The 22,956-nt window shown below is 68.8% G+C and carries 22 protein-coding genes and 1 tRNA gene; 11 read left to right on the top strand and 12 right to left on the bottom strand.

The features are described from left to right. Window positions 1-55: 55 nt before the first annotated feature. Window positions 56-913 carry a class I SAM-dependent methyltransferase gene (locus tag NUG20_RS20195; protein ID WP_263396163.1) on the bottom strand — a complete coding sequence of 286 codons (858 nt, stop codon included), beginning with the start codon at window positions 911-913 and terminating at the stop codon, window positions 56-58. A 177-nt stretch (window positions 914-1,090) separates the two neighbouring features. Here NUG20_RS20195 and NUG20_RS20200 point away from each other — a divergent pair, with 177 nt between their 5' ends. Next, window positions 1,091-2,050 carry an aldo/keto reductase gene (locus NUG20_RS20200; RefSeq protein WP_263396164.1) on the top strand — a complete coding sequence of 320 codons (960 nt, stop codon included), beginning with the start codon at window positions 1,091-1,093 and terminating at the stop codon, window positions 2,048-2,050. Continuing rightward, on the top strand, window positions 2,047-3,093 hold the full coding sequence (locus NUG20_RS20205) for an NADPH-dependent curcumin/dihydrocurcumin reductase (protein WP_263396165.1): 1,047 nt from the start codon (window positions 2,047-2,049) through the stop codon (window positions 3,091-3,093). Before NUG20_RS20200 ends, NUG20_RS20205 begins: the two co-directional genes overlap by 4 nt. A 92-nt stretch (window positions 3,094-3,185) precedes the next feature. On the opposite strand, the gene pcaD is transcribed toward NUG20_RS20205, so the two are convergent. Both pcaD and NUG20_RS20215 read right to left on the bottom strand, forming a co-directional pair. Further along, window positions 3,186-3,965 (bottom strand): 3-oxoadipate enol-lactonase, encoded by a 780-nt coding sequence (pcaD, locus tag NUG20_RS20210; RefSeq protein WP_263396166.1) that lies wholly within the window; start codon window positions 3,963-3,965, stop codon window positions 3,186-3,188. A 200-nt stretch (window positions 3,966-4,165) separates the two neighbouring features. Further along, window positions 4,166-5,071, bottom strand: coding sequence for a LysR family transcriptional regulator (locus tag NUG20_RS20215; RefSeq protein ID WP_263396167.1), 906 nt, complete (start codon window positions 5,069-5,071; stop codon window positions 4,166-4,168). A 136-nt stretch (window positions 5,072-5,207) separates the two neighbouring features. Here NUG20_RS20215 and NUG20_RS20220 point away from each other — a divergent pair, with 136 nt between their 5' ends. The 5 genes from NUG20_RS20220 (at window position 5,208) to NUG20_RS20240 (ending at window position 10,274) form a co-directional block, all read left to right on the top strand. Continuing rightward, entirely contained in the window at window positions 5,208-6,089 is an 882-nt protein-coding gene (locus NUG20_RS20220; RefSeq protein ID WP_263396168.1) for an NmrA family NAD(P)-binding protein, read from the top strand. 312 nt (window positions 6,090-6,401) lie between these two features. Next, on the top strand, window positions 6,402-6,740 hold the full coding sequence (locus tag NUG20_RS20225; protein WP_263396169.1) for a low molecular weight protein tyrosine phosphatase family protein: 339 nt from the start codon (window positions 6,402-6,404) through the stop codon (window positions 6,738-6,740). Between the two features lie 690 nt (window positions 6,741-7,430). Continuing rightward, window positions 7,431-7,506: transfer RNA gene (locus NUG20_RS20230), tRNA-Lys, on the top strand. 373 nt (window positions 7,507-7,879) lie between these two features. Further along, window positions 7,880-9,001: a slipin family protein gene (locus NUG20_RS20235; protein WP_263396170.1), complete on the top strand. Its 1,122-nt coding sequence runs from the start codon at window positions 7,880-7,882 to the stop codon at window positions 8,999-9,001. Between the two features lie 55 nt (window positions 9,002-9,056). Further along, window positions 9,057-10,274 (top strand): RtcB family protein, encoded by a 1,218-nt coding sequence (locus NUG20_RS20240; protein WP_263396171.1) that lies wholly within the window; start codon window positions 9,057-9,059, stop codon window positions 10,272-10,274. Window positions 10,275-10,338: 64 nt separating this feature from the next. Here the strand turns inward: NUG20_RS20240 and NUG20_RS20245 are convergent, their stop codons facing one another. Beyond that, window positions 10,339-11,271: an NAD(P)/FAD-dependent oxidoreductase gene (locus NUG20_RS20245; RefSeq protein WP_263396172.1), complete on the bottom strand. Its 933-nt coding sequence runs from the start codon at window positions 11,269-11,271 to the stop codon at window positions 10,339-10,341. Continuing rightward, on the bottom strand, window positions 11,261-11,791 hold the full coding sequence (locus NUG20_RS20250; protein WP_317852728.1) for an Rrf2 family transcriptional regulator: 531 nt from the start codon (window positions 11,789-11,791) through the stop codon (window positions 11,261-11,263). The genes NUG20_RS20245 and NUG20_RS20250 overlap by 11 nt, the downstream gene beginning before the upstream one ends. Window positions 11,792-12,458: 667 nt before the next feature. On the opposite strand from NUG20_RS20250, the gene NUG20_RS20255 reads away from it, so the two are divergent. After that, window positions 12,459-12,776 (top strand): hypothetical protein, encoded by a 318-nt coding sequence (locus tag NUG20_RS20255; RefSeq protein ID WP_309919294.1) that lies wholly within the window; start codon window positions 12,459-12,461, stop codon window positions 12,774-12,776. Between the two features lie 105 nt (window positions 12,777-12,881). On the opposite strand, the gene NUG20_RS20260 is transcribed toward NUG20_RS20255, so the two are convergent. The 4 genes from NUG20_RS20260 to NUG20_RS20275 all read right to left on the bottom strand — a co-directional run bounded on the left by NUG20_RS20260 (window position 12,882) and on the right by NUG20_RS20275 (window position 15,684). Beyond that, window positions 12,882-13,769: an alpha/beta hydrolase family protein gene (locus tag NUG20_RS20260; protein WP_263396174.1), complete on the bottom strand. Its 888-nt coding sequence runs from the start codon at window positions 13,767-13,769 to the stop codon at window positions 12,882-12,884. A gap of 2 nt (window positions 13,770-13,771) precedes the next feature. Further along, window positions 13,772-14,860, bottom strand: a complete 1,089-nt coding sequence (locus tag NUG20_RS20265) for a DUF3182 family protein (RefSeq protein ID WP_263396175.1) — start codon at window positions 14,858-14,860, stop codon at window positions 13,772-13,774. Window positions 14,861-14,894: 34 nt separating this feature from the next. Next, window positions 14,895-15,110 (bottom strand): hypothetical protein, encoded by a 216-nt coding sequence (locus NUG20_RS20270; RefSeq protein WP_263396176.1) that lies wholly within the window; start codon window positions 15,108-15,110, stop codon window positions 14,895-14,897. A gap of 154 nt (window positions 15,111-15,264) precedes the next feature. Further along, window positions 15,265-15,684 (bottom strand): hypothetical protein, encoded by a 420-nt coding sequence (locus NUG20_RS20275; protein ID WP_263396177.1) that lies wholly within the window; start codon window positions 15,682-15,684, stop codon window positions 15,265-15,267. A 177-nt stretch (window positions 15,685-15,861) separates the two neighbouring features. On the opposite strand from NUG20_RS20275, the gene NUG20_RS20280 reads away from it, so the two are divergent. Further along, window positions 15,862-16,368 (top strand): cupin domain-containing protein, encoded by a 507-nt coding sequence (locus tag NUG20_RS20280; RefSeq protein ID WP_263396178.1) that lies wholly within the window; start codon window positions 15,862-15,864, stop codon window positions 16,366-16,368. A gap of 124 nt (window positions 16,369-16,492) precedes the next feature. Beyond that, window positions 16,493-17,308 carry a DUF2884 family protein gene (locus NUG20_RS20285; protein WP_263396179.1) on the top strand — a complete coding sequence of 272 codons (816 nt, stop codon included), beginning with the start codon at window positions 16,493-16,495 and terminating at the stop codon, window positions 17,306-17,308. Between the two features lie 141 nt (window positions 17,309-17,449). Here the strand turns inward: NUG20_RS20285 and NUG20_RS20290 are convergent, their stop codons facing one another. Next, entirely contained in the window at window positions 17,450-18,622 is a 1,173-nt protein-coding gene (locus tag NUG20_RS20290; RefSeq protein WP_263396180.1) for a putative peptide maturation dehydrogenase, read from the bottom strand. A 105-nt stretch (window positions 18,623-18,727) separates the two neighbouring features. Between NUG20_RS20290 and NUG20_RS20295 the strand changes: the two genes are divergently transcribed. Beyond that, window positions 18,728-19,069 (top strand): NHLP-related RiPP peptide, encoded by a 342-nt coding sequence (locus tag NUG20_RS20295; protein ID WP_263396181.1) that lies wholly within the window; start codon window positions 18,728-18,730, stop codon window positions 19,067-19,069. Here the strand turns inward: NUG20_RS20295 and NUG20_RS20300 are convergent. Then, window positions 19,012-21,648, bottom strand: coding sequence for a putative peptide modification system cyclase (locus NUG20_RS20300; protein WP_263396182.1), 2,637 nt, complete (start codon window positions 21,646-21,648; stop codon window positions 19,012-19,014). The two genes, NUG20_RS20295 and NUG20_RS20300, sit on opposite strands and share 58 nt — an antisense overlap. 23 nt (window positions 21,649-21,671) lie before the next feature. Continuing rightward, window positions 21,672-22,673, bottom strand: coding sequence for a GGDEF domain-containing protein (locus NUG20_RS20305; RefSeq protein WP_263396183.1), 1,002 nt, complete (start codon window positions 22,671-22,673; stop codon window positions 21,672-21,674). Window positions 22,674-22,956 lie beyond the last annotated feature (283 nt).

Consider the following 22,956-nt stretch of genomic DNA (forward strand, 5'->3'; position numbering starts at 1 on the left):
GCGCGGGGACATTCTCCCACGCCGGATCCCTTTTCCCGCCGACCGCGGCCGTCGCTCAGGACTTGACGAACTTCAGCGTCATCCGGTCGCTCTCGCCGATCGCCTTGTACTTGGCCTCGTCGGCGGCCTCGTGGCTGTTGCTCGGCGGCAGCGTCCACACGCCGCCCGGATAGTCCTTGGTGTCGCGCGGGTTGGCGTTGACCTCGCTCTTGCCGGCCAGCTTGAAGCCGGCCGCCTCGGCCATCGCGATCACCTGCGCCTGGCCGACGTAGCCGCTCTTGTCGTCAGCCGGCACGTCGGCCTTGGCGCGGTGTTCGACCACGCCGAGCACGCCGCCGGGCTTGAGCACCTGGTAGAAGCCCTTGAACATGCCTTCCGCCTGGCCGGAGGTGCGCCAGTTGTGCACGTTGCGGAAGGTCAGCACCAGGTCGGCCGATGCGGCCGGGCCGAACACCGGCGCGGTCGGCGAATAGCCGACCAGCTTGGCCTTGCCGTACTGCGCCGGCGCGGCGGCGAACTTCTGTTCCAGCCCCGTGCGCGCCTTCTGCTGGTAGTCGCGGCCGCGGCCTTCGGGCACCGCCGCCGGATCCACCACCGCGGCGATGTACTGGCCGCGTTCGCGCAGGTACGGCGCCAGGATTTCCGAATACCAGCCGCCGCCGGGAGTGATCTCGATCACCGTCTGCGTCGGCTTGATGCCGAAGAACGCCAGGGTCTGCCCCGGATGCCGGTAGGCGTCGCGCGCGACATAGGTGCGGTCGCGCCAGCTGCCATTGATCGCCGCCTGCAGCGCGGCATCCGGCGCCGGCAGGGTGGCGCTGTCGGCAGGCTTGATCGCCTGCGCGGCCGGGATCGCCAGCGCCGCGGCAATGGCCAGGGTACAAGCACAGGCAAGCGTCGTTCGAAGAGTCATGGGCGTGCGTCCGCTGGAGATGTGGCGCGAGCCTAGCACGCATGCGCGCATGCCTGAATGTTGCCTTCGCGTTAGCGCGAATCACGCCAGCGGAACGCTGTTTTCGCCACCATCGCCCCGATCCCGAAACCTTGGGCGACTATCCTGTCGCTCTTCCTCACAGCGGAGCATCCCCCCATGCTGCACACGCGCGAACTCGGCCGTTCCGGCCTGCACGCGGCACCGCTCGCCTTCGGCGGCAATGTGTTCGGCTGGAGCGCCGACGCCAAGACCTCCTTCGCGCTGCTCGATGCCTTCGTCGAGGCGGGCTGCAACCTGATCGACACCGCCGATGCGTATGCGGCGTGGGTGCCCGGCAACCGCGGCGGCGAATCGGAAACCATCATCGGCCAGTGGCTCAAGCGCAGCGGCAAGCGCGACAAGGTGCTGATCGCGACCAAGGTCGGCAAGTGGGCCGAGCGCCCGGGCCTGGCCGCCGACAACATCGCCGCGGCGGTGGAGGAGTCGCTGCAACGCCTGCAGACCGACGTGATCGACCTGTACCAGGCGCACGAGGACGACGAATCGGTGCCGCTGGAAGCCTCACTGGCCGCGTTCGGACGGCTGATCGAGCAAGGCAAGGTGCGCGCGATCGGCGCCTCCAACTACAGCGCCGACCGCCTGGCCGAGGCGCTGAAGGTCTCGGCGCAGTACGGACTGCCGCGCTACGAGACGCTGCAGCCCGAGTACAACCTGTACGACCGCGGCGGCTACGAAAACGGCCTGGAGCCGCTGGTGCGCGAACAGGGCCTGGGCGTGATCTGCTACTACGCGCTGGCCCGCGGTTTCCTCAGTGGCAAGTACCGCAGTTCCGCCGATGCCGCCAAGAGCCCGGCGCGCGGCGACAGCGTGATCGCGCGCTACCTCAACGCACGCGGCCTGCGCATCCTGGTCGCGCTCGACGACGTCGCCGGCAAGCATTCGGCCACGCCGACCCAGGTGGCCCTGGCGTGGCTGATCGCGCGTCCCGGCATCACCGCGCCGATCGCCAGCGCGACCAGTGTCGAGCAGTTGCAGCAACTGCTGGCCGCCGCCCGCCTGCAGCTGTCGGCCGACGACGTCGCGCAACTGGATGCCGCCAGCAAGGAAACCCCATGAGTTCCGTTTCCCACACCACCCGCGTAGTGCTCGCCTCGCGTCCGCAGGGTGCGCCGAGCGCGCAGAATTTCCGTCTCGAACAGGCGCCGCTGGCCGTGCCCGGCCCTGGCCAGGTGCTGCTGCGCAACCGCTGGCTGTCGCTGGATCCGTACATGCGCGGGCGCATGAGCGATGCGCCGTCCTACGCGCCGCCCGTGCAGCTGGACCAGGTGATGGTCGGCAGCACCGTCGCCGAAGTGCTGGAATCGCACCATCCCGACCTCAAGCCCGGCGACCTGGTGCTGGTGCAGAGCGGCGGCTGGCAGACGCACCTGGTGGCCGACGGCGCCGGTCTGAGGCGCAAGCTCGATCCGCAGTCGCCGCTGCCGCCGAGCACCGCGCTCGGTGTCTACGGCATGCCCGGCTTCACCGCCTACGCCGGCCTGCACGAGATCGGCAAGCCGCAGAGCGGCGAGACCGTGGCGGTCGCCGCCGCCACCGGCCCGGTCGGCGCCACCGTGGCGCAGATCGCCAGGTTGCGCGGCGCGAAGGTGATCGCCATCGCCGGCGGCGCCGAAAAATGCCGCTACCTGCGCGAGGAACTGGGCCTGGACGTAGCGTTGGACCATCGCGCCCCGGATTTCGCCGAGCAGCTGCGTGGCGCCGCGAAGGATGGCATCGACGTCTACTTCGAGAACGTCGGCGGGCACGTGTTCGATGCGGTGCTGCCGTTGCTCAACGACTTCGCGCGGGTGCCGGTGTGCGGCACCATCGCCACCTACAACACGCGCGGCGAATTGCCGGCGGCACCGGACCGCGTGCCGGCGCTGATGAACCAGGTGCTGCGCCAGCGGCTGACCGTGCGCGGCTTCATCGTCGGCGATTTCGTCAAGCTCTACCCGGAGTTCCTGCGCGAGATGGGCGCGTGGCTGGCCGACGGCCGCGTGCGCTACCGCGAACACGTCGTGCATGGGCTGGAGAACGCGCCGCAGGCCTTCATCGACATGCTCGGCGGCGGCAACTTCGGCAAGCTGGTGGTGCAGCTGGACGAGAGCCGGGATTAGGGATTAGGGATTAGGGATTAGGGATTAGGGATTTGAGAAGCTGTGCTGCGGGGTCACGACCATGCGGCGACTGTCTCTGCAGCCCGAGCCCGTTATTGCAGCAGGAAGCGCAGCAACGCGTCGTTGAAGGCGTGCGGCGACTCCAGGTTGCACAGGTGCCGGCCGTGCACCTGGGCGAGGCTTCCGCGCATCGCCTGCGTGGCGATCGCCTGCAGGCCGTCGGGCGGGCACACCGGATCGTCGTGCCCGGCCAGCGCCAGCAGCGGCGTGGCGATCCCGCCCAGCGCACCGCGGAAATCGGCGCCGGCCACCGCCTCGCAGCAGGCCAGGTAGGCCTGCGCATCGGTACCCAGGAACGTCGCCAGGATCGCCTCGACCGCCGCCGGCTGCATGGCGGCGAAGGCCGGCGTGAACCAGCGCTCGCGGGTGCCGTCCAGCAGCCCCGCCAGTCCCTCGGCGCGAACTTGCGCGATGCGCGCCCGCCAGCTGTCCTCGGTACCGATCCTGGCCGCGGTCGCGCATACGGTCAGCGTCTGCAGGCGCTCGCCGGCATGCAATCCCAGCCATTGCCCGGTCAACCCGCCGATCGACAGGCCGCAGAAGTGCGTGCGCTCGACCGACAGCGCATCGAGCAACGCCAGCACATCCCCGGCCAGGTCCTCGACCCGGTACGGTCCCGGCACCGCGCTCGAGGCGCCATGGCCGCGGCGGTCGTAGCGCAGCACCCGGTAGTACGGCGCCAACGCATCGATCTGCCCGTCCCACATGTGCAGATCGGTGCCCAGCGAGTTGCAGAAGGTCAGCCAGGGACGGCCTTCGCTGCCGTCGACGCGGTAGTGCAGGCGGTGCGTGGGAAGTTCGAGGAAGGGCATGGCGGCGATGTCGAATGAGGGGGCGCGCCTGTCGGCCGCCAGCGGAGTCTAGCGCTCTTGCCGCAGGGGGAATGCGCAAGGCCCGCAGCATGCAACCTCCACCACAACGGGGCGTGCGGCGTGAGCGCATTGCACGGGTTTCGCGTCGGGCCGGCACGTCGCCGCGCCGACGCACGGCCAACATCGCCAAGCGCCGTTGCCTAGTGCAGCAGCGCCAGCACGAAATCGAGGAAGGCGCGTACCTTCGCCGGCAGGTGCTGGCGCGATGCGTACAGCGCATACAGCGGGAATCGCTCGTCGGGCCAGTCGGGGAACAGGTCGATCAGCCGGCCGTCGTCGAGCATCGGCCGCAGGCCCAGATCGAACACCTGCGCCACGCCGTAGCCGGCAAGGCACACGCTGTAGAGCGAGCCGGCATCGTTGACGGTCAGCTGCCCCGCCATGTCCAGTTCGATGCGTTTCCTGCCGCGCACGAACTCCCAGGTGAAGGGCCGCCCGGTGTGCGCGTCGCGGAACAGGATGCAGGTGTGGCGCCGATCCTGCAGTTCCTGCGGCGATGCCGGCCGGCCATGGCGCTGAATATAAGCGGGTGCGGCGATGGTGACGACGCGGCAGTCCATCAGCTTGCGCGCCACCAGCGTCGACGGCGGCGGATGGCCGAAGCGCAGCACCAGGTCGTAGCCGTCGGCCACCATGTCGCCGGGTTCGTCGCGCGTGATCAGCTCCAGTTTCAGGTCCGGATGCGCCTGCAGGAAGGTGCCAAGCCGCGGGCCCAGCACCAGGCGCGAGAAGAACGGATCGACGTTGACCCGCAATCGGCCGCGCACGACGTTCGCTCCTTGCTGCGCCGAGGCGGCCGCCTCTTCCAGCGCCGCCAGCAAGGGCGCCACTTCGCCGTGGAAGCGACGGCCCTCGTCGGTGAGCGCGATCGCGCGCGTGGTGCGATCGAACAAGCGGATGCCCAGCCGTGCCTCCAGCCGCGCAACCGCACGACTGACCCCGGAAGGCGTCATGTCCAGCCGCTCGGATGCGGCGGCGAAGCTGCCGCTGTCGACGATGGCGCACAGCACGCCGATGCCGTTGGCCAGGCGTTCGTCAAAGGTCATGCCAGATTCCGCTCATGGGATTACTGACCCTGCGTCATCAATGAACTGACACCGATGATATCGGAAGCGGCGCCGACGACGCCCAGAATGCGTGCCACGTCTGCTACCGCGGCGGGCACCCACGAAAGGAACGCACATGTACGCAATCACCGGAATCACCGGGCAGGTCGGTGGCACGCTGGCACGCAGCCTATTAGCGGCGGGCCACCAAGTGCGTGCCGTGTTGCGCGATGCCGCAAAGGGCGAGCGATGGGCCGCACAAGGCTGCACGGTGGCACTGGCCGAACTGACCGACGTGCCGGCCCTGGTCCGCGCCTTCAGCGGCACCGAAGGCGTCTTCATCCTGCTGCCGCCGGCCTTCGACCCCGAACCGGGGTTTCCGGCCGCGCGCCGCATCATCGCCGCGCTGCGCGAAGCGCTGGAACAGGCACGACCGGAAAAGGTGGTGGCACTGTCCACCGTCGGTGCCGACGCAGAGCGCCCCAACCTGCTCAACCAGCTGCGCATCATGGAGCAACAGTTCGCCACGCTGCAGATGCCGACGGCCTTCCTGCGCGCGGCCTGGTTCATGGAGAACGCACGCTGGGACATCGACGCCGCCCGCAGCGGCGCCATCGCCAGCTATCTGCAGCCGGCGTCGCGCGCCATCGCGATGGTCTCGATCCATGACGTGGGCCGCACCGCCGCCGTCATGCTGCAGGAGCAATGGGAAGGGCATCGCATCGTGCAACTGGAAGGCCCGCAGCGGACCAGCCCGGACGACATCGCCACCGCATTCGGCCGCCTGCTCGGCCGCGACGTGACCGCCCAGACCGTGCCGCGCGACACCTGGGAAGACCTGTTCCGTGCCCAGGGCATGCAGCATCCGTTGCCGCGCATGCAGATGCTGGACGGCTTCAACGCCGGCTGGATCGATTTCGCGCAGGGCGGCGACACGCATGCGGAGTCGCGCGAGGGCGAGATCGGCATCGAAGCGGCGCTGCGCGCGATGCTCGAGGAGCAGGCCGGCGTGGAGTGAGCATGCGGCGGTTCGCGACCGCCGCGTTGTCTTTCGAGGCGACATCTTCATCGGCAGGGCGAGCGCATCGCAGCGAGCGATTCGCCATGGTCGGGCGCATTTCCGAGTGACGTCTTATCCCGCAGGCGCGGCGACACGACGGCGCACGCCACAACGGCCCCAGTCGATCGATCCAGCCAGTCTGGATGCTGGCCATGCCACCCAGCCTCCTGCGTGCAGAGCCCACGCTGACGATGCACGCAAGCGGCAACATGTCGCCGCTTGCGTCATTGGACGTTTACCATCGCGTATCCCAGCATCGCGGCGCAGGCCATGTCGCCCATCCGCAACGTCCTGTTCGTGTGCGCCCGCAACCGGCTGCGCAGCCCAACCGCCGAGCAGGTGTTCGCCGATTGGCCGGGCATCGAGACCGCATCGGCCGGCATCCAGGCCGACGCCGACACGCCACTGACGCCCGAACTGCTCGCCTGGGCCGATCTGATCTTTGTGATGGAACGCCGGCACCGCAGCAAGCTGTCGGCGACGTTCAAGCGCCACCTGCGCGGCAAGCGCGTGGTGTGTCTCGGGATTCCCGACGACTACGCGTTCATGGCGCCGGCGTTGGTGGAACGCTTGCTGCGCACGGTGCCGGCATATCTGCCGCGACGTTGATCGATCGCGATGGCATCGCTTCGGCACGTCCGCCGGTGCGATGCCGAGATAATGAAAATAATTGCAGAAACCTCTTGCGCAATGAAAATAACGCAGGTAATGTGCGCGCCCATCAGCCGACGTGTTCGGCAACAACCCAACCGACGACCATGAATCCCCGCCACTTCAACGCCCTTGTGCCCAACCTGCAGCGCGAAACGCGCGCAGCGTCGCCACGTGCGCTGTGCGGCGACGCGCTGCGGCTGGGCCATACCCCCTGATCGACTGATCTTCCCCTGCGGAGATCGGTTGCATCGATCTCCGAGGAACGCGAACGCCCTCGGACACCGCACCGGGGGCGTTTGCTTTGTGCGTTCGCAACGTATTTTGTCGATCCCAAACCCAGGCACCCGGGCATGGACTGCCCGGAAACAGGGAAGTTTCGCTCGCGAGGCGCGCAAGCGCTGCGTCCAGGTGCCGGACGCGGGCGGCGGGGAAAGGATCGACGCAGGAATTGCCGCTTCGAAAGAGGCGTCAATCGGGAAACTGTACTTAATGGTCGCTAGCGGTACGGGATGCGATTCCCGTCCGGTGCGCACGGCACTGCCGTCGCGTATGCCTGCGGCCGGGATGTGCAGTTTCCACCAGACGTTAGCTCAGAGGTAGAGCGGTGGCGCGTCCACTGGTCGCCGGTTCGACTCCGGCACGTCGCTTTGGATAGCTCAGCTGGTAGAGCATCGGAACCTTAATCCGACTGTCGCGGGTTCGATTCCCGCTCCGAGAACCATGACCTTTCACGTCATGTGCAATACCGGGCGCAAGCCCAGCAAGTCGCGCCGCGCGGGACGCGCTGCACGCATCGCCACCGGCGCTGCGTACCGCGTGCACCGCAGCGTCGCTGCCGCCGCCGCGCCGCCCTGGACGTGCGTGCCGGCGCAAACGATCGCATCGCAATGCAACGCGATGCGCTCGCCTGCGCCGGCCTCCGCACCGACAGCGCCCGTCGGCCGCCGCAGCGACGCCGTGCGCGCACTTGCATCCATTCCAGCGTTGCGTCGCCGACGGCGTGCGCAACGCGACGTCCTCGCGCTCGTCGGTCCGGCGCGGCGACTTCATTCACAGGACCGGATCACCAGAGCCACACACAAGGAGAACGTGCCATGTTCTGGATCAAGCGGGTCGTGATCGGCGATAGCGAGCGCGGCCTGATGTATCGCAACCGGCGTTTCGAGCGCGTGCTCGCGCCCGGCGTCTACCGCCTGTTCGACCCAGCGCGGCGTATCGAGGTGAAGACCTTCAATATCGCCGTACCCGACTACGCCGGCAACGACGTCGACGCGCTGATCGCGCGCCTGGGAGCACAGTTGCACGAACTGTTCGTGCTGGCCGACCTGGGCAGCGACGAGGTGGGCCTGGTGTTCAAGCAGGGCAAGCTCGAGGACGTGCTGCCGCCCGGCACGCGCCGGCTGTACTGGCGTGGGCTGGTTTCGGTGGACGTGATGCGCCTGCCGCTGGGCGAGAGCCTGGCGGTGCCGTCGGATGTCGCCCAGCGCCTGCGCCAGCTCGGCATGCTGTCGCGCTTTGCGGTCGCGCTGGACGTTCCGGCCGAGTCGGCGGGACTGGTGTTCGTCGATGGACGCCTGCAGCAGACGTTGACGCCGGGCCACTACGCGTTCTGGAACTTCCGCAAGAACATCGTTGCGGAGGTGATCGAGCTGCGAATCCAGTCGGTGGAGGTTTCCGGGCAGGAGCTGTTGACCCGCGACAAGGTCAGCCTGCGCGTCAACCTTGCCGCGAGCATGCGCGTCGCCGACCCGGTTGCGGCGCGGACGCGGGTGGCCAAGTACGGCGACCAGCTGTATCGCGAGCTGCAGTACGGTTTGCGCCGCGCGGTTTCGGCCAAGACGCTGGACGAGCTGCTTGGCGACAAGGCCTCGCTGGACGCGGACATCTTCGGCTACGTGCGCGAGCAGGTCGCCGGCTTCGGCATCGAGGTGCTGGGCGTGGGCGTCAAGGATGTGATCCTGCCCGGCGAGATGAAGGAGATCCTCAACGCGGTGGTGCAGGCGGAGAAGTCGGCGCAGGCCAACGTGATCCGCCGGCGCGAGGAGGCCAACGCCACGCGTTCGCTGCTCAACACCGCCAAGCTGATCGAGGACAACCCGGTGCTGATGCGGCTGAAGGAGCTGGAGGCGCTGGAGAAGGTCACCGAGAAGATCGACAAGCTCACCGTGTTCGGCGGCCTGGATGGCGTGCTGAAGCAGTTGGTGACGATGAAGTGACACCGCCTTGCGCGGCGGAGGGAATCGCCGCGCACGGCTTCGAAGGAATGACACCATGAGTACGCAAAACTACGAATTGCTGCATGCCGAGGGCACCACCCCGATCAAGGGCTGGGTGCGCGGCGTGCCGCTGGAAGCGCAGGCCCACGAACAGCTGCGCAACATCGCCGCGATCCCGTTCGTCGGGCCGTGGGTGGCGGTGATGCCCGACGTGCACCTGGGCAAGGGCGCGACCGTGGGCTCGGTGATCCCGACCCGAGGCGCGATCATCCCGGCGGCGGTCGGCGTGGACATCGGCTGCGGCATGGCCGCGGTGCGTACCACGCTGCGCGCATCCGACCTGCCCGACAACCTGGCGCAGTTGCGCTCGAGCATCGAGCGCAGCGTGCCGGTCGGCAACGGCCGCGGCGGCGAGCACCGCAAGCTGCCCGACAGCATCGCCACGCGCATCGCGCAGTCGGGGTTGGTCGAGCGCCTGGACATGATCAAGGCCAGGCATCGCCGGATCCGCACCGACAAGCTGAATTGCCAGATCGGCACGCTCGGCGGCGGCAACCACTTCATCGAGGTGTGCCTGGACGAAAGCGATGCGGTGTGGGTGATGCTGCACAGCGGCTCGCGCGGCACCGGTAACCTGATCGGCAGCTACTTCATCGAACAGGCGCGCGAGCAGCTGGCGCACCGCGTGCTCGGCTTCCACCTGCCGGACAAGGACCTGGCGTTCTTCATGCAAGGCGAGCCGTTGTTCGACGACTACGTGGAAGCGGTGTCGTGGGCGCAGGACTACGCCCGCGAGAACCGCGAGGCGATGATGGCGCGGGTGCTGGCGGAGATGCGCCACCGCTTGCCGAAGTTCCAGCTGGAAAAGCTGGCAGTGAACTGCCACCACAACTACGTGCAGAAGGAGACGCACGCCGGCGAGGAACTGCTGGTCACGCGCAAGGGTGCGGTCAGCGCACGTGCCGGCGAGTTGGGCATCATCCCCGGAAGCATGGGCGCGAAGAGCTTCATCGTGCGCGGGCTAGGCAATGGCGACAGCTTCCACAGCTGCAGCCACGGCGCCGGCCGGGTGCTGAGCCGTACCGCCGCACGCCAGCAGATCACCCTGGCCCAGCACCGCGAGGCCACCGCGCACGTGGAGTGCCGCAAGGACGCGGCGGTCATCGACGAATCGCCGGCGGCCTACAAGTCGATCGATGCGGTGATGGCCGCGCAGCGCGACCTGGTGGAAGTGGTGCACACGCTGCGCCAGGTGCTGTGCGTGAAGGGCTGAGGCCGTCGCGGCGATCGCGGCGGCACCGGCAGGCGCAGGCCGTCCGTTCGCGGACGGCCTTTTTTTATCCGCTGCTCGCCGTATCCAACTGGCTGTCTTCGGCGATCAGCGTGTGATGCAGACCGATGCCGGCGAGCACGCCGTCGGCCGAGGCCAGGGTCGCGTTGCCGAACATGCGCGCGGCGTCGCCGGCCGCATACACCCGCGGCAGGCTGGTCGACTTTTTCTCGTCCACGCGCAGATACGGCCCGAGCGGCCCGTCGTCGAAGGCGCAACCCAGGCGCTCGGCCAGCGGCGTGGCCATGGCCATCGGTGCGGCCAGGAACAGCGCCTGGATCGCCACGCGCTCGCCATCGGCCACGCGCATGCCGTCGATCGCGGTGCCCTCGCCTTCCAGTGCGACCGCCTGGCGCGTCTCCACCTGCACGCCACGCCTGGCCAGCTTGGCCATCAGCTCGGCGTCGTCCAGCGGCATGCCCTGCGCGAACAGCGTCACCTGGCCCCAGTCGGCCAGCATCAGCGCCTGCTCCGCCGAGCCCGTGGTGCCGTTGCCGAGCACGCCGATGCGCGCCTGCCGGCCCAGTTCGTAGCCGTGGCAGTACGGGCAGTGCATGACGCTATGCCCCCAGCGCTCCGCCACGCCAGGCAGTTCCGGCAACTGATCGGCGACGCCGGTCGCCAGCACCAGACCGCGCGCGTGCGCCTGCCGGCCATCTGCCAAGGCCACCTCCCAGCCGCCGGGCAGCGCCTTCGCATCTTCGACCTGGCCTTCCCACCATTCGACGGTCGGATAGGCCAGCAGCTGTGCCCTGGCCTGCGCCAGCACCGCGCTGCCCGGCATGCCGTCCAGCGCCAGCAGGCCATGCGAGTGCGGGGCGTAGCGGTTGCGCGGCAAGCCCGCATCGACCACCAGCACCTTGCGATGCCCACGCGCCAGCATCAGTGCGGCAGACAGGCCGGCGAAACTGCCCCCGACGATCACGGCATCATGCTGCATGGGTCTTCTGCTCCTGTTTGAGTTTGCGTTGCACGCGCTGGCCCAGCTTGCGCAGCGTCAATGCCTGCAGCTGCGCGGCCAGCGCCGCCTGTGCCTGCCGATAGCCGTCGTCGAGCGCGTCGTTGACCGCGCGCTCGATCGCGCACCCCGGATGCGGGCCGCGCACGCCGTGGCCGAGCAAGAGCGGCTCGCCCAAGGCGACATACACGTCGTAAAGGCTGATCGCCTCCGGCGTGCGCGCTAGCTGCCAGCCGCCGCCATGGCCGCGGCTGGAGTCGACCAGTTGCGCGTCGCGCAGCCGCGCCAGCAAGCGCCGCACCACCACCGCGTGGCTTTGCAGGCAGGCCGCCATCTGCTCGGACGTCATCGGCTCGCCGTGCTGGGCCATGTGGACCAGCAGGTGCAGCACATCGGAAAGCTGTGTGTTTCGTTTCATGTAACAATCATAGTTACATATACAAACGGATGTCCAGTGCCGGTGCTCGGCACGGCGGCGAACCGCGGCCGCGGTTTCGCGCATGGGCGCGGCACACGGCGTCGTTCGGATGTAGTCAGGTTATTGGCGGCGGCGTCTGCACGATGTGCATGCGTGACCGATTCCGGCTGCGCATCTTCACGGCATCGTGGCACACGCTGCCAACGAACCCCGCATCGGCGATCGTCTCGCCCCGCTCACCGATGCGCGCGCGCGCACGCATGCGTCACGCAGCGAACGGCGTCGGCCCCAGCGCGTCGGCCAGATGGTCCAGGAACGATGCGATGCGCCGGGACCGCGGTGTTGCGGTAGTAGACGCCGTGGACCGGCTGGCGCATGTCCAGCGTGTGCTGCCGTCGCAACCCGGGCGCTGCATCGTTGCCGGAATCACCGCGGCGGTGCAGCGCGCAGTTCCAGGCGCACGCCTCCGCAGCGCCTGGCCAGCCAGCGCATGGCGGCGAATCGGATATATGCAGGGCGTGCGACGCCAGTGCGCGTCGCATCCGGCATGGAAGCCACAGCGCAATGCGCCAGGACGGTCGCTGCGCGCTGCGTATCGCCGCACTGCAAACGCTTCCAAAGCGTTGCTGGCGCTCACCAGCCTGATCGATTCAGCGATTCGTCCGCAATCTGCCGCCGTGTTGCGGAATCTGCCGGAAATATCCGCTAGGATCGGACCGACAGGGGGTAGTACCCGAGAGGAGCCCTACCCATGCAGACCGCTTCCGCTCTCGCTCGTCCTGCCCGCACGCGTCCCGCCATCGATCTGAATGCCGAAATGGCCTACTGGCAGGATGCCCATGCCAGTGGACGTCTCGGCCAGCATGGCTTTTCCGATTATTCGTTGCTGCTGAAGATGGGCTACGACGTCTATCTGGCGTATCCGCGCGCCACCGAGGCGCAGCTGTATCGCGTGCTGCAGGAGTCCTACCACCTGTTGGCGCCATCGCTGTCGGTGCCGTGGGACGAAGCGCGCTGGCTGGTACGCCACGCCTGGCACCACCTGGAGCAATCCGCCAGCAGCCACTGACGGCGGCGGACGGCCTGGAGGTGGCGGTAGCGCGCTGCGGGCAGCAACGCCTGCACGTTGCTGTCGCGTATCCGTTACGGCGCCACTGCGCCGCGCCTGCGCTCGTTATCGCGATGGCGTCGCGTCGGACGTGCGCTCCTTGGCCTCGATCTGGCCGTGGAACTCCTTCGAACCCTGTCCGGGCGAGGTCGCCGCATCGCCCTGGGTGTGCTTGAGGCTCTGCTTGCGCCGCTCGACCACGTTCTTGGCCAGCGCCACGCGGCGCCCGACCACCATCTCGGTCAGCCAGTCGATCAGGTAACGGGTGTATTCGAGCTGGTGCTCCTTTTGGGTCAGCGCATGATCGGCGCCCTTGATCACCCGCGAGGTCAGCGAACGCGCATTGGAAAACGCCGCGGCGTAGTTCTTGAGCACCTGGCCGGGCACGATCACGTCCTGCTCGGCCTCCACCAGCAGCACGTCGCCACGGAAGCGCTGGCACGCGGCCAGGGCGATGTTGTCCGCCGGCACCACCGTGCGGCGCCGGTACGGCATCAGGTCCGGATCCTGGTTCAGCGCCACCTTCGGTCCGTCCCAGTGCGCGTCCTTGTACAGCGCCGGCGACCGCAGCGCCAGCCATTCCACCGGCCGCTCCAGGGTCAGCAGCGAGGCGAGGTAGCCGCCGTAGCTCAGGCCCACCACCGCGATCGACTCCGGGTCCACCTGCGGCGACGCCACCAGGCGGTCGTAGGCGGCCTTGATGTCGTCCAGATTCTGCGCGCGTGTCACCGTCTCGCGCATCGACGCCATGCCTTCGTGGCCGCGCAGATCGAAGGTCAGGCAGACGCAACCCAGGCCGACCGCTTCGCGTGCGCGTACCAGGTTGTGATGCTGGTTGCCGCCCCAGCCGTGCACGAACAGCACCCCGGGCATGCCGTTGGTCGGGGTCAACAGCGTGCCGCTCAATGCGTCGCCATCCACCGCGATATCGATGCTGGAGAGTTTGGTTTCCATCGTCAGTCTGCAACGTTCACGTAGCGGTACTTGGTCAGCCGGCCGACACGCGGATCCTCGCCCGCGTAATACGCCTGCGCGCCGGCCGGCAGCGCGGCGTCGCCATAGCGTTCGACGGTGGTCGCAATCACCGCGTGCAGCGCCGGTTCGCGCTGGAATGCATCGACCGCGGCCAGTTCCGCCGGCGTCGCGCCGCCGATGCGCCAGGACTGCTCGAGCACGCCGCACATGCGGGTGCCGTCCTGCGCGACGCCATCGATCACGTCGTAGTTGCGGCGCGATGCGTAGAAATCGGGATAGGCCTCGGCAACGCAGCGGTCGTAGTGGCGCGCCTTCAAGACCGCCTCGCGCTGCGGTGGCGGCAGCTCGCGTTCGAGCAGGGCGTCCAGCGTGCCGCGGATCACGAACAGCTGCGAACCGCCATAGGTCTCGCGACCGGCACCGTCGCGGGTGACGGACTGGGTGCCGTAGTAGGCGATGGTCATTCCGGCGCACTCCACCTCGCCGACGCTGAAGGTGGTCGAGCGGTCCAGTTGCCGCTCCAGCACGACGCCCTGCTGCACCAGATCCGCGGGCGCCACCGCCTCCAGGGCCGTATCCAGCGCGTGCGCATCGTGCAGCAGCGATTGGCCCTGTCCGCCGATGCCATGGGGCAGCTTCAATCGCACCTGGCCGCCGCGGCGCAGGCGCGCATACGCCTCGCGCGCGTCGGCAACGGCGAACGCGGTATAGCCGGGCACCGTCGCCTCGCCCAGTGCGGCGCCGAGCGCGCGGCTCCAGCCCTGCGGCGCGGCCGCGTCGGGCGCGACCAGCGGATGGCTGATCGCCTTGGTGGCGACGAACGCATGCGGCACCACGCCGCCGAGCAGGCCGCTGGCATCGCGCACGCCCAGTTGCAGCGCCTGTTCGGCGGTCAAGGTGTCGTCGGGCACGTAGAAGCCGCGGCCCATCGTTGTCTCGCCTAGCGGCAAGCGCATCAGCCGCGCGACCTCGGCGGCGACCCAGGCATGCGTCGCGGCCTCGTGCCCGCCTGGTGGATGCGTCCGCACACTGTGGAGGCGCACGTGGTCACGGACGACGAAAAAGGCCATGGGCGACACTCCGCGGGAGCAGGAAGGGGCGCGATCAAGCATGCGCATGCCAGACCAGCAGGGCAGCGATCAGCAATGCCGCCAGCAGCAGGGCGCCCAACACGCGCAATGCCCTGCTGGCGCGCAATTGCCGCCACCAGGCTCCTGCCTCGGAGATGCCTGGCGCATCGGCGGGAGTGGCGCCTGGCGCCTGCGGCGTCTGCTGCGCGGGATGCGATTGCGGAGACGGATGGCGGTGGGGGTCGGCCATGCGCACAAGGCTGTCGGCGGCGGCGTTGCCGCAGGGTGAACGCGACGTGTCCAGTGCGTTAGCGATGCATCGAGCACGGGTTGGGAGCGGCTGATGGTGCAACCTGCTGGTGGCGACCACGACTGGCTGTGCGCCGCGTCGGCGCGCGGCACCACTAGGCTGGCGACAACTGCGCCGCGACCTGCGCATCGATCCGATGCTTGCCCGCCAACGCCTGCATGCCCTGCAGCGTGGCCTGCACCGCGCTGGCGTAGCCGCTGCGCCACAACGCGGCGCGCGACTGCCGCGAGGACGCCTCGCCCAGCGCCAACGCGAACGCCTGCACGCGCGGGTCGGCCAGCGTGGCGCGATCCAGGAACGGCTGTTCCAGCGCGATCACGTCCACCGGCGCCAACCAGGCGTCGGCGACCAGTTCGGCCACGCCGACCCGGTGCGACAACTGATGCATCGCGCTCAGGGTTTCGTGCAGCATCTCCAGATACGCCCACTGCCACAGGGCCGCCTTGAGGTGCGGGTCGGCCTGGTCCAGCGCGGACAAGGCGCCGTCGATCTGGTCGATGCGTAAATCGTTCATCCGCCGGCGCTCCACGTCGTGCAATCCGATTGCCACATTCTGCGCGCAAATAGTGAGGAGATTGTGAGCCGCGCCATCGCCGCGCCGGGCGATGACGCGACCGCGACACGGCCTGGTTAGCATGCTCGTGGCGTTCAGCGCCGCTGCGCCGTTGTTGCATGCCGCGAGGATCCGACGATGCACCTGGAACACTGGCTTCTGCCGCCGCACGACTGGGTACCCAATCATCCGTCCCTGCCGGTGCTGCTGTACCGCGAGGTCGATCCCGACGGCGGTGCCGAGGGCTTCGAACGCCGCTTCGCCGAGCACGGCTGGCCGCCGCAATGGCGCGACGGCATCTACGACTATCACCACTATCACTCCACCGCGCATGAGGTCCTGGGCGTCGCCCGCGGCAGCGCGCGGCTTGTCGTCGGCGGCCCGGGCGGGCCGGAGACCACGCTGGCGGCCGGCGACGCCTTGCTGCTGCCGGCGGGCACCGGCCATTGCTGCATCGCCTCCAGCGCCGATTTCCTGGTCGTCGGCGCGTATCCCGACGGCCAGGACTGGGACATCTGCCGGCAGCCGCCCACGCCCGAGATGATCCGCCGCATCGCGCAACTGCCATTGCCGCCTCGCGATCCGGTCGCTGGCCGGGATGGTCCGCTGCACGCGCAATGGCGGATGCCCGCAGCATCGGGCTGATTCCACGCGCTCCTTGCAGGCACGGCGCGCCGGGCAGGCATGACTTCCCGCACCCTGACTTCCCGCAGACGACACGGCACGGCCCAGCGCCGATGCTGCTGCCACGTTCAAAGGAACCGCCGCCATGCGTCTATTGCCCTCCGTGTGCACGCTCTGCCTGCTCGGCGCCGCCGCGAGCGCCGCCGCCGGCCCGCAGTTCTCTTCGCAGCAATGCGGCTTCTCCACGCCCTACGACGTCATCGTCGACCGTACCGGCGTCATGCTGACCCGTAGCGACGGCATGCCGAAGACGGTGTTCCTGCACGACGGACGGCTGCAGGTGGACGGCGTCGCGCAAGCGCTCGGCAACGCCGATGCGCAACGCCTGCGGCAGATGGAACGCGGCGCGCAGGCGCTGATGCCCGAGGTCGCCGGCATCGCCCGCGAGACGGTCGGCATCACCTTCGACGCCTTCGGCGGCGTGGTCGAAGCCATCACCGGCAGCCGCAGCAAGGCGCGCAAGCTGGAGGTGCATCGCGACGCCGCCCTCGCCCATCTGGACCGCACGCTCGGCCGGGGCCGTTGGCAGCAGGAGTTGTTCGACAAGGCGTTCGAAGCCGACGTCAGTGCCGCCGCCGAGGAAATGGCCAGCGCGCTGACCCGCGGGGTGATGTTCGCGGTATTCACCGGTCGCGCCGACGCCATCGAAAAACGCACCGCGGCGATGGAGAAGGACCTGGAGCGGCGCATGGACGCCCGCGGCAAGGCGCTGGAAGCCAGGGCCGACGCGCTCTGCGTGCAGGTCGCCGCGCTGGATGCGTTGGAGCAGCAGCTGGACTATCGGCTGCCCGGCGGCAAGCGATTGGATTTGCTCGAGCATCGCGATAAGCCGGCAACATCGACCGCGCCCGACGAGGCGACGGTGGCCGCGACCGGAGCGCCGCGCAGCGAGGCGCACTGAGCGCGAGGCGACAGGCGACAGGCGACAGGCGACAGGCGACAGGCAAGAGTCGCCTAGGCACGGCGGCAGCAGTGCGACCGCCATGTCATTCGCACTCGCAGCAACATCCCCATGTCGCCGTCCGCCACACGCGGACCCGTATCAGGCGCTCGCCTGCCAGACCGCGCCGGCCGGATCGAACTCGGCGGTGGTCAACGCCGGCGCGCGCCAACCGAAGCCGCAGACCGCAAGCGGCCCTTCGCGCAACGGGTCCATGCCGAACGCGCGCTCGATATCCACCTCGTTGATCGCCGAGGTCACGAACGCGCCCCACTGCGCCTGCGTCGCGCACAGGTACAGCAGCTGCGACAGGTGCCCGATATCCAGCAGCAAGGCGCGGTAGGCCTTGGGATGGTGGCGATACTTCCAGTTCATGCGCGCGTAACGCGGCGCCATCACCACCAGCACCGGCGCATCGGCGAACCAGTGCTGGCCGGCCACTGCGGTCCGTGCCAACGCATCCAATGCGGTATCCGGGGCGGGCAACGGCTCCAAGGCATGATCGACCGGATGATAGTGATACAGGCCCGGCGCGAGACCCTCCACGCGCTGCACGATCAGATAGGCCTCGGTGGCATGCAGGCCGCCGCCAGAGGGCACGTTCTTCTTCAGGAACGCGGCCATGCCGTCGGCCTCCACTCTGGTGCGTGCCGCGAACACGCGCTGCATCAGCTGCGCGAACGCGGCCAGCGGCAACGGCCGTGCGGTATCGAAATTGCGGCAGGTGGCGCGCCGTGCGAGCAGCGCATCGAAGTCATCTTCCTGCTCGCGCGGCAGCGGCAGGCGCGCGGCCGGCGCGCAGCGCGCGCCCACCTCCGCAGGCGGCGGGCCGAGCTTTTCGCACAGGCCGGCGATCGTGGTCAGCCCATTGGCCTCCATCGCCACGACGCTGTCGCTGCCCTGCCAACGCCCGAACCGGTGCGCCAGCGCGGCGGGACCCCACCAATAGGCGTCGCGCATGGCGGCATCGCGCTCGCCGAAACCACCTGGCGCATCGTCGTCGCGCAGCAGCAGGCCGACCTCGAGCAGGCGCGCGCTGGCGCCGGCGCAATGCGGCGGCAAGGCCTGCACGTCAGTCCAATCGCCTGCACTGAGCGCGCCCAGCAGCTCGCGCTCCAGTGCATCGACTTCCAATTCCTGCTCCAGATGCGGGGCCAGGGCCACCCATTGGCGTTCGCGCGCCAGGCCATTGCCTCCGGCCAGCAGCGAAGCCATATCGAAGCGGCTGACCTCGCGCGGCTCGAGGAACAGATGAAAACAGCGGCGCACGCGCATGCGGAAAGACCTACTCAACCTGGCAGGGGATTATGCCGATAGATATAGTGGCTGCGCCTGACGCGCTACGCCGAACACCCCCCTTCCCTGCGAGATGACATTGCCATGACTAGCGCCCCTCACGACCCGTTGCCCGCCGACATCGCCGATCGCCTGCTGGAGCTGCTCAGCACCGACGACGCTTTCCGCGCCAGCTTCCAGGACAATCCGGTCGCCGCGCTGGCCAGCCTCGGCTACGAGCCGGCCGACCATGCCCTGGCTGCGGACCCGGCGCCGCCCAAGCAGGGCGCGCCGTTCTTCTGCATGACCTCGCAGGAGCTGGCGTCGAAGGAAGAAATCGCCAAGGCGCGCAAGGAGCTGGTCAGCCACCTGACGGTGGACGGCAACCATCACGTCATTTTCTGTTTCGAAGCCGGCAAGGTCGCCTCGACCGTCTCCCTCAAGTAAGCCGGCATCGCGGCGCTGGGCCAGGCGGCGAACAGCGCGTCGAGCCGTCGCCGCGCATCCGGGGTCCTGTCCAGATCCGACAGGGCTTGCGCCGCCCAGCGATCGGCCATGCGCGTGTCGGCGACATTCAAGGTCTGCAAGGACTGCGACACCGAGGCCTCGCCATAGGCAAGGCCTCGATGCGCGCCGATCCAATCCGCCTGCGCCAGCGCCTGGCGATGCTCGCCGGCCGCCCGCAGGGTGTGATACAGCGCCACCCGTGCCTGCAGCAGGTCGTCCTCGCGCGGCGCCAGCAAGGCGAGCGCCTGCGCGTAGTCGCCGCGCAAGCGGTACTGCCCGGCCTGCACGATGCGCAGCAGCTTGCCCAGGGCAGGATCCGCCGAGACCTCCACCCACGGGCCAGCGACCTTCAGCGCACGCACCGACAACGCGTCATCGCCGAGGCGCTGCGCCAGATAGGCGGCGGCAAGGATCAGCGCGGCGCGATCGCTGGCATACGGCTCGCCAGGAAGCGCCCGCTCCTGTCTTTGCAGTTGGGCGTTCTGCCATTGCCGCAGCCGCGGCAGCACCTTGCCGGACTGCTGCGTCAACGCCTGGATCGATAGCTGCAAGAAGCCGAACTGGGCCTGGGTGAAATCGTTGGCCGCGCGGCTGGCCTTGAGCGCATCGTCCAGCTCGGCGGCGACCTCGTCCCACTTGCCCTGGTCCACCTTCAGCGCGATCAGGTCCAGGCGCGGCACCATGTCGTCGTTGGCATAGTCGCTCTTGGGAATGGCGCGCAGCCGCGCCTCGGCCTCGGCGTAGTTGCCCTGCAGCGCCAGCACGTTGGCCAGGCGCCGGCCGGGACCGCTCTTGTCCTGCAGTGCGATCTGGGTGAACTGGGCCTTGGCCTGCTCCAGCTTTCCCTGCACCAGATAGATGCGGCCGATGTCGTCGATGGCGATCGACCGATACGGATCCTGCGCGGTGTCGGCGGCAACGGCATGCGGCAATGCGTCGGCAAAGCGGTTGGCCTGGAACAGGTGCCAGAACGCATTGCCGTGCCCGGCGAAGCTGTCGGGATACAGATGCACCAACTGCTGCCACCCGCCCAGTGCAGCTGGACTGTCCTTGAGTTCGTCTGCCCATGCCGCAAGATAGAGCCGGTCGCGCGCCGGCAACCGGGCCGCGTACTCCTGTGCCTTCTGCAGATACGGCACCGCCGCGGCGCGGTCGGACGTCGCCGCAAGCACGCGGGCGATACCGATATAGGCCAGCGCAAACTGCGGATCCAGCTCGATCGCCACGCGGAAATTCTGCTCCGCCTGTTTCCAGCTGCCCGTCGCGGTCGCCTCCATGCCCAATGCATAGGAACGCAACGCGTCCAGGTTGGACGTCGTCACCTGCGGCAACGGCTTGGACGCCTGATCGACCGATTGGATGGCTTCGCCGAGTTGGCGCCGCAACTGGCCGCTGACCGTGTCCACCGACGCCAGCACCGATTCGAGCCCGCGCCCGGTCTGGGTCTCGGTATACACCGTCGCCTGCGTCGCCGGATCGACCACTTCCACGGTGACGCGGATGCGCCCGCCCACTTCGGCGACGGTCGGCAGGATCACCGCGCGCGCGCCGTCGCGCAGCGCGATCTCCGAGGCGAGCGCGCGGTCGATCTTGCTGTCGGGGCTGCGCTTCATCCGGCCCAGGGTGTCGCGCACCTTGAGATCGCTGAGCAGGTTGACGTAGCGCGATTGCTCCAGGCTGATCCGGAACGCCTGGTCGAGCGAGGCGTCGAGCGTCGCGTTGCCGGTGAGGTTGCGCAGGTCGCCGACCACGATCCAGTCGCGTTCGGCGAACGCGATCGCCGGCTCCGGACGGCCGAAGAACAGCAGCGCGGCGACCACCGTCAGGGTCAGCATCGCCTCCGCCACCAGCGCCGCCGGGCGGCGCCACAGCGGGATGTCGCGCCACGCCTTCGGCGTCGGCTTCGGCGCGCGCAGGGGGGTGTTGCCGATTTCGCCGACTTCGTAGATCTCCTGCGGCGTCGGCACGCCCTTGAAGCGCCAGCGGCCGTGCGACTTCCACAGCAGGCGTTCGCCGCGCTCGCCCAGTTCGCGCGCGGCGCGGTGGGTCAGCGACTCGGCCACCGCCGACAGCAGGATCTGCCCGGGCCGCGCCAGGGTCATCAGCCGCGCCGCGGTCGGCTTGGCCAGGCCCTCCACTTCCAGCGGCTTGGCGCCGACCTGCACGGCGGCATCGCTGTTGCGCCAGGTCAGCACCTCGCCGACGTGCAGGCCGGCGCGCACCTTCAGCTCCAGCTTGCGCTGCGCGCCCAGCGCGTGCAGGCCGCGGCTGTAGTCCAGGGCGAAGCCGAGGCCGTCGATCGGGCGTTCGAACAGCAGCAGCAGGCCGTCGGAGCGGTCGATCAGGCGCCCGCGCCAACGCTGCTGCAGTTCCAGCACCAGCGAGTCGTGCAGCTTGAACAGTTCGGCGGCGTTGGCGTCGCCGAGCCGCTCCACCAGCGCCACCGAATCGCACAGGTCGGTCAGCAGCAGGGTGCGGAGCTGCGGGACCTCGGGCTGGGGCTGGTGGGCGTCGTTCATGGCGGCTCGAGGACGCGCGCGCGTCAGTAGGGGGCGGAGGCGACGTCGTGCCAGTACAGCCGGTTGCCGCCGAGACGCTTGGCCTCGTACAACGCGGCGTCGGCATTGGCGTACCAGTCGTTCCAGTCGGACTGCGGATCGACCCGGCTGATGCCGATGCTGACCGGACAGATATGCGGCGAGGGATGCGGCACGCCGAGCAGGTTCTGCACCGTGGCGATCACGAACTCGCCGATGCGGCGCAGGTCTTCCGCGTTGCCGGTCGCCACCAGCAGGCAGAACTCGTCGCCGCCCAGACGGCAGGCGATGTCGTCCTCGCCGGCGACGGAACGCAGGATGTTGGCGACGTTCTGCAGCACGCGGTCGCCGACCAGGTGGCCGTGTTCGTCGTTGATGTGCTTGAAGCGGTCGCAGTCGATCAGCAGCAGGCCCGGTCCCGGCGAGCGGCCGTCGCGGCGGCACTCCTGCAGGCGCAGGATCAGGCCGCGGCGGTTGTGCAGGCCGGTCAGCTCGTCGGTGCGCACCAGTTCTTCGGTCTGGCTGAGCTGGTGGGTGGTGGCGTAGAGATTGTCCAGCGCCGCTTCCAGATCGTGGTTGCGGCGGCGCAACTGGCGGATCAGGGTCTGCTCGTTCATCACCACGCGCATGATGGTACGGCGCAGGAAGTAGGCGACCAGGCCCGGGTCGCGCTCCACCAGGCGCTGGAAGTCGTCGTGGTCCAGTTCCACCAGCACGCCGTCGCTGGCGGCGATCGCATCGGCGCTGCGCATGTGGCTGCCGATCAACAGCCCGAGTTCGCCGAAGAACTCGCCATGTCCGAGATGCTTGACCACCAGGTCCTCGCCGAAATCCAGATCGATCACGCCGCTGCTGATCACGAACATGGCGCTGCCGCCGTCGCCGCGCCGGAACAGCACGTCGCCGGCACGCACCGTCCGCGTGCGGCCGAACTCGGAGAACAGGCGCAGCTCCGCCGCAGTCAGCACCGCCAGCTCGCTAGGCTTGGGGGCGACCACACCAACCATCGGAATTGTCCCGCGTACGTTGGATGCGGCGCTGTCGCAACTCATCCGGGCCCCCACTGGCTCCTGGCGTCGCTCGCCATCGTGCACAAAGCATAGCATCTGCACGACGCACCGACGGCCAGGTCACAGGCGATCTCGCGGAAGCGGAGATGGGCAAACAAACGCACGCCAGGCTGGCGACGCGCGCCTTGGGCGCATCCGATCTGGCGCATCTCGTAGACACCGCACTGCGGGCGACGCGCGCACTGCGGCAGGCATAAAAAATGTCCGCTGTCAAGCCTTT

This window comes from Xanthomonas sp. CFBP 8443 (assembly GCF_025666195.1).
Lineage (GTDB): Bacteria > Pseudomonadota > Gammaproteobacteria > Xanthomonadales > Xanthomonadaceae > Xanthomonas_A.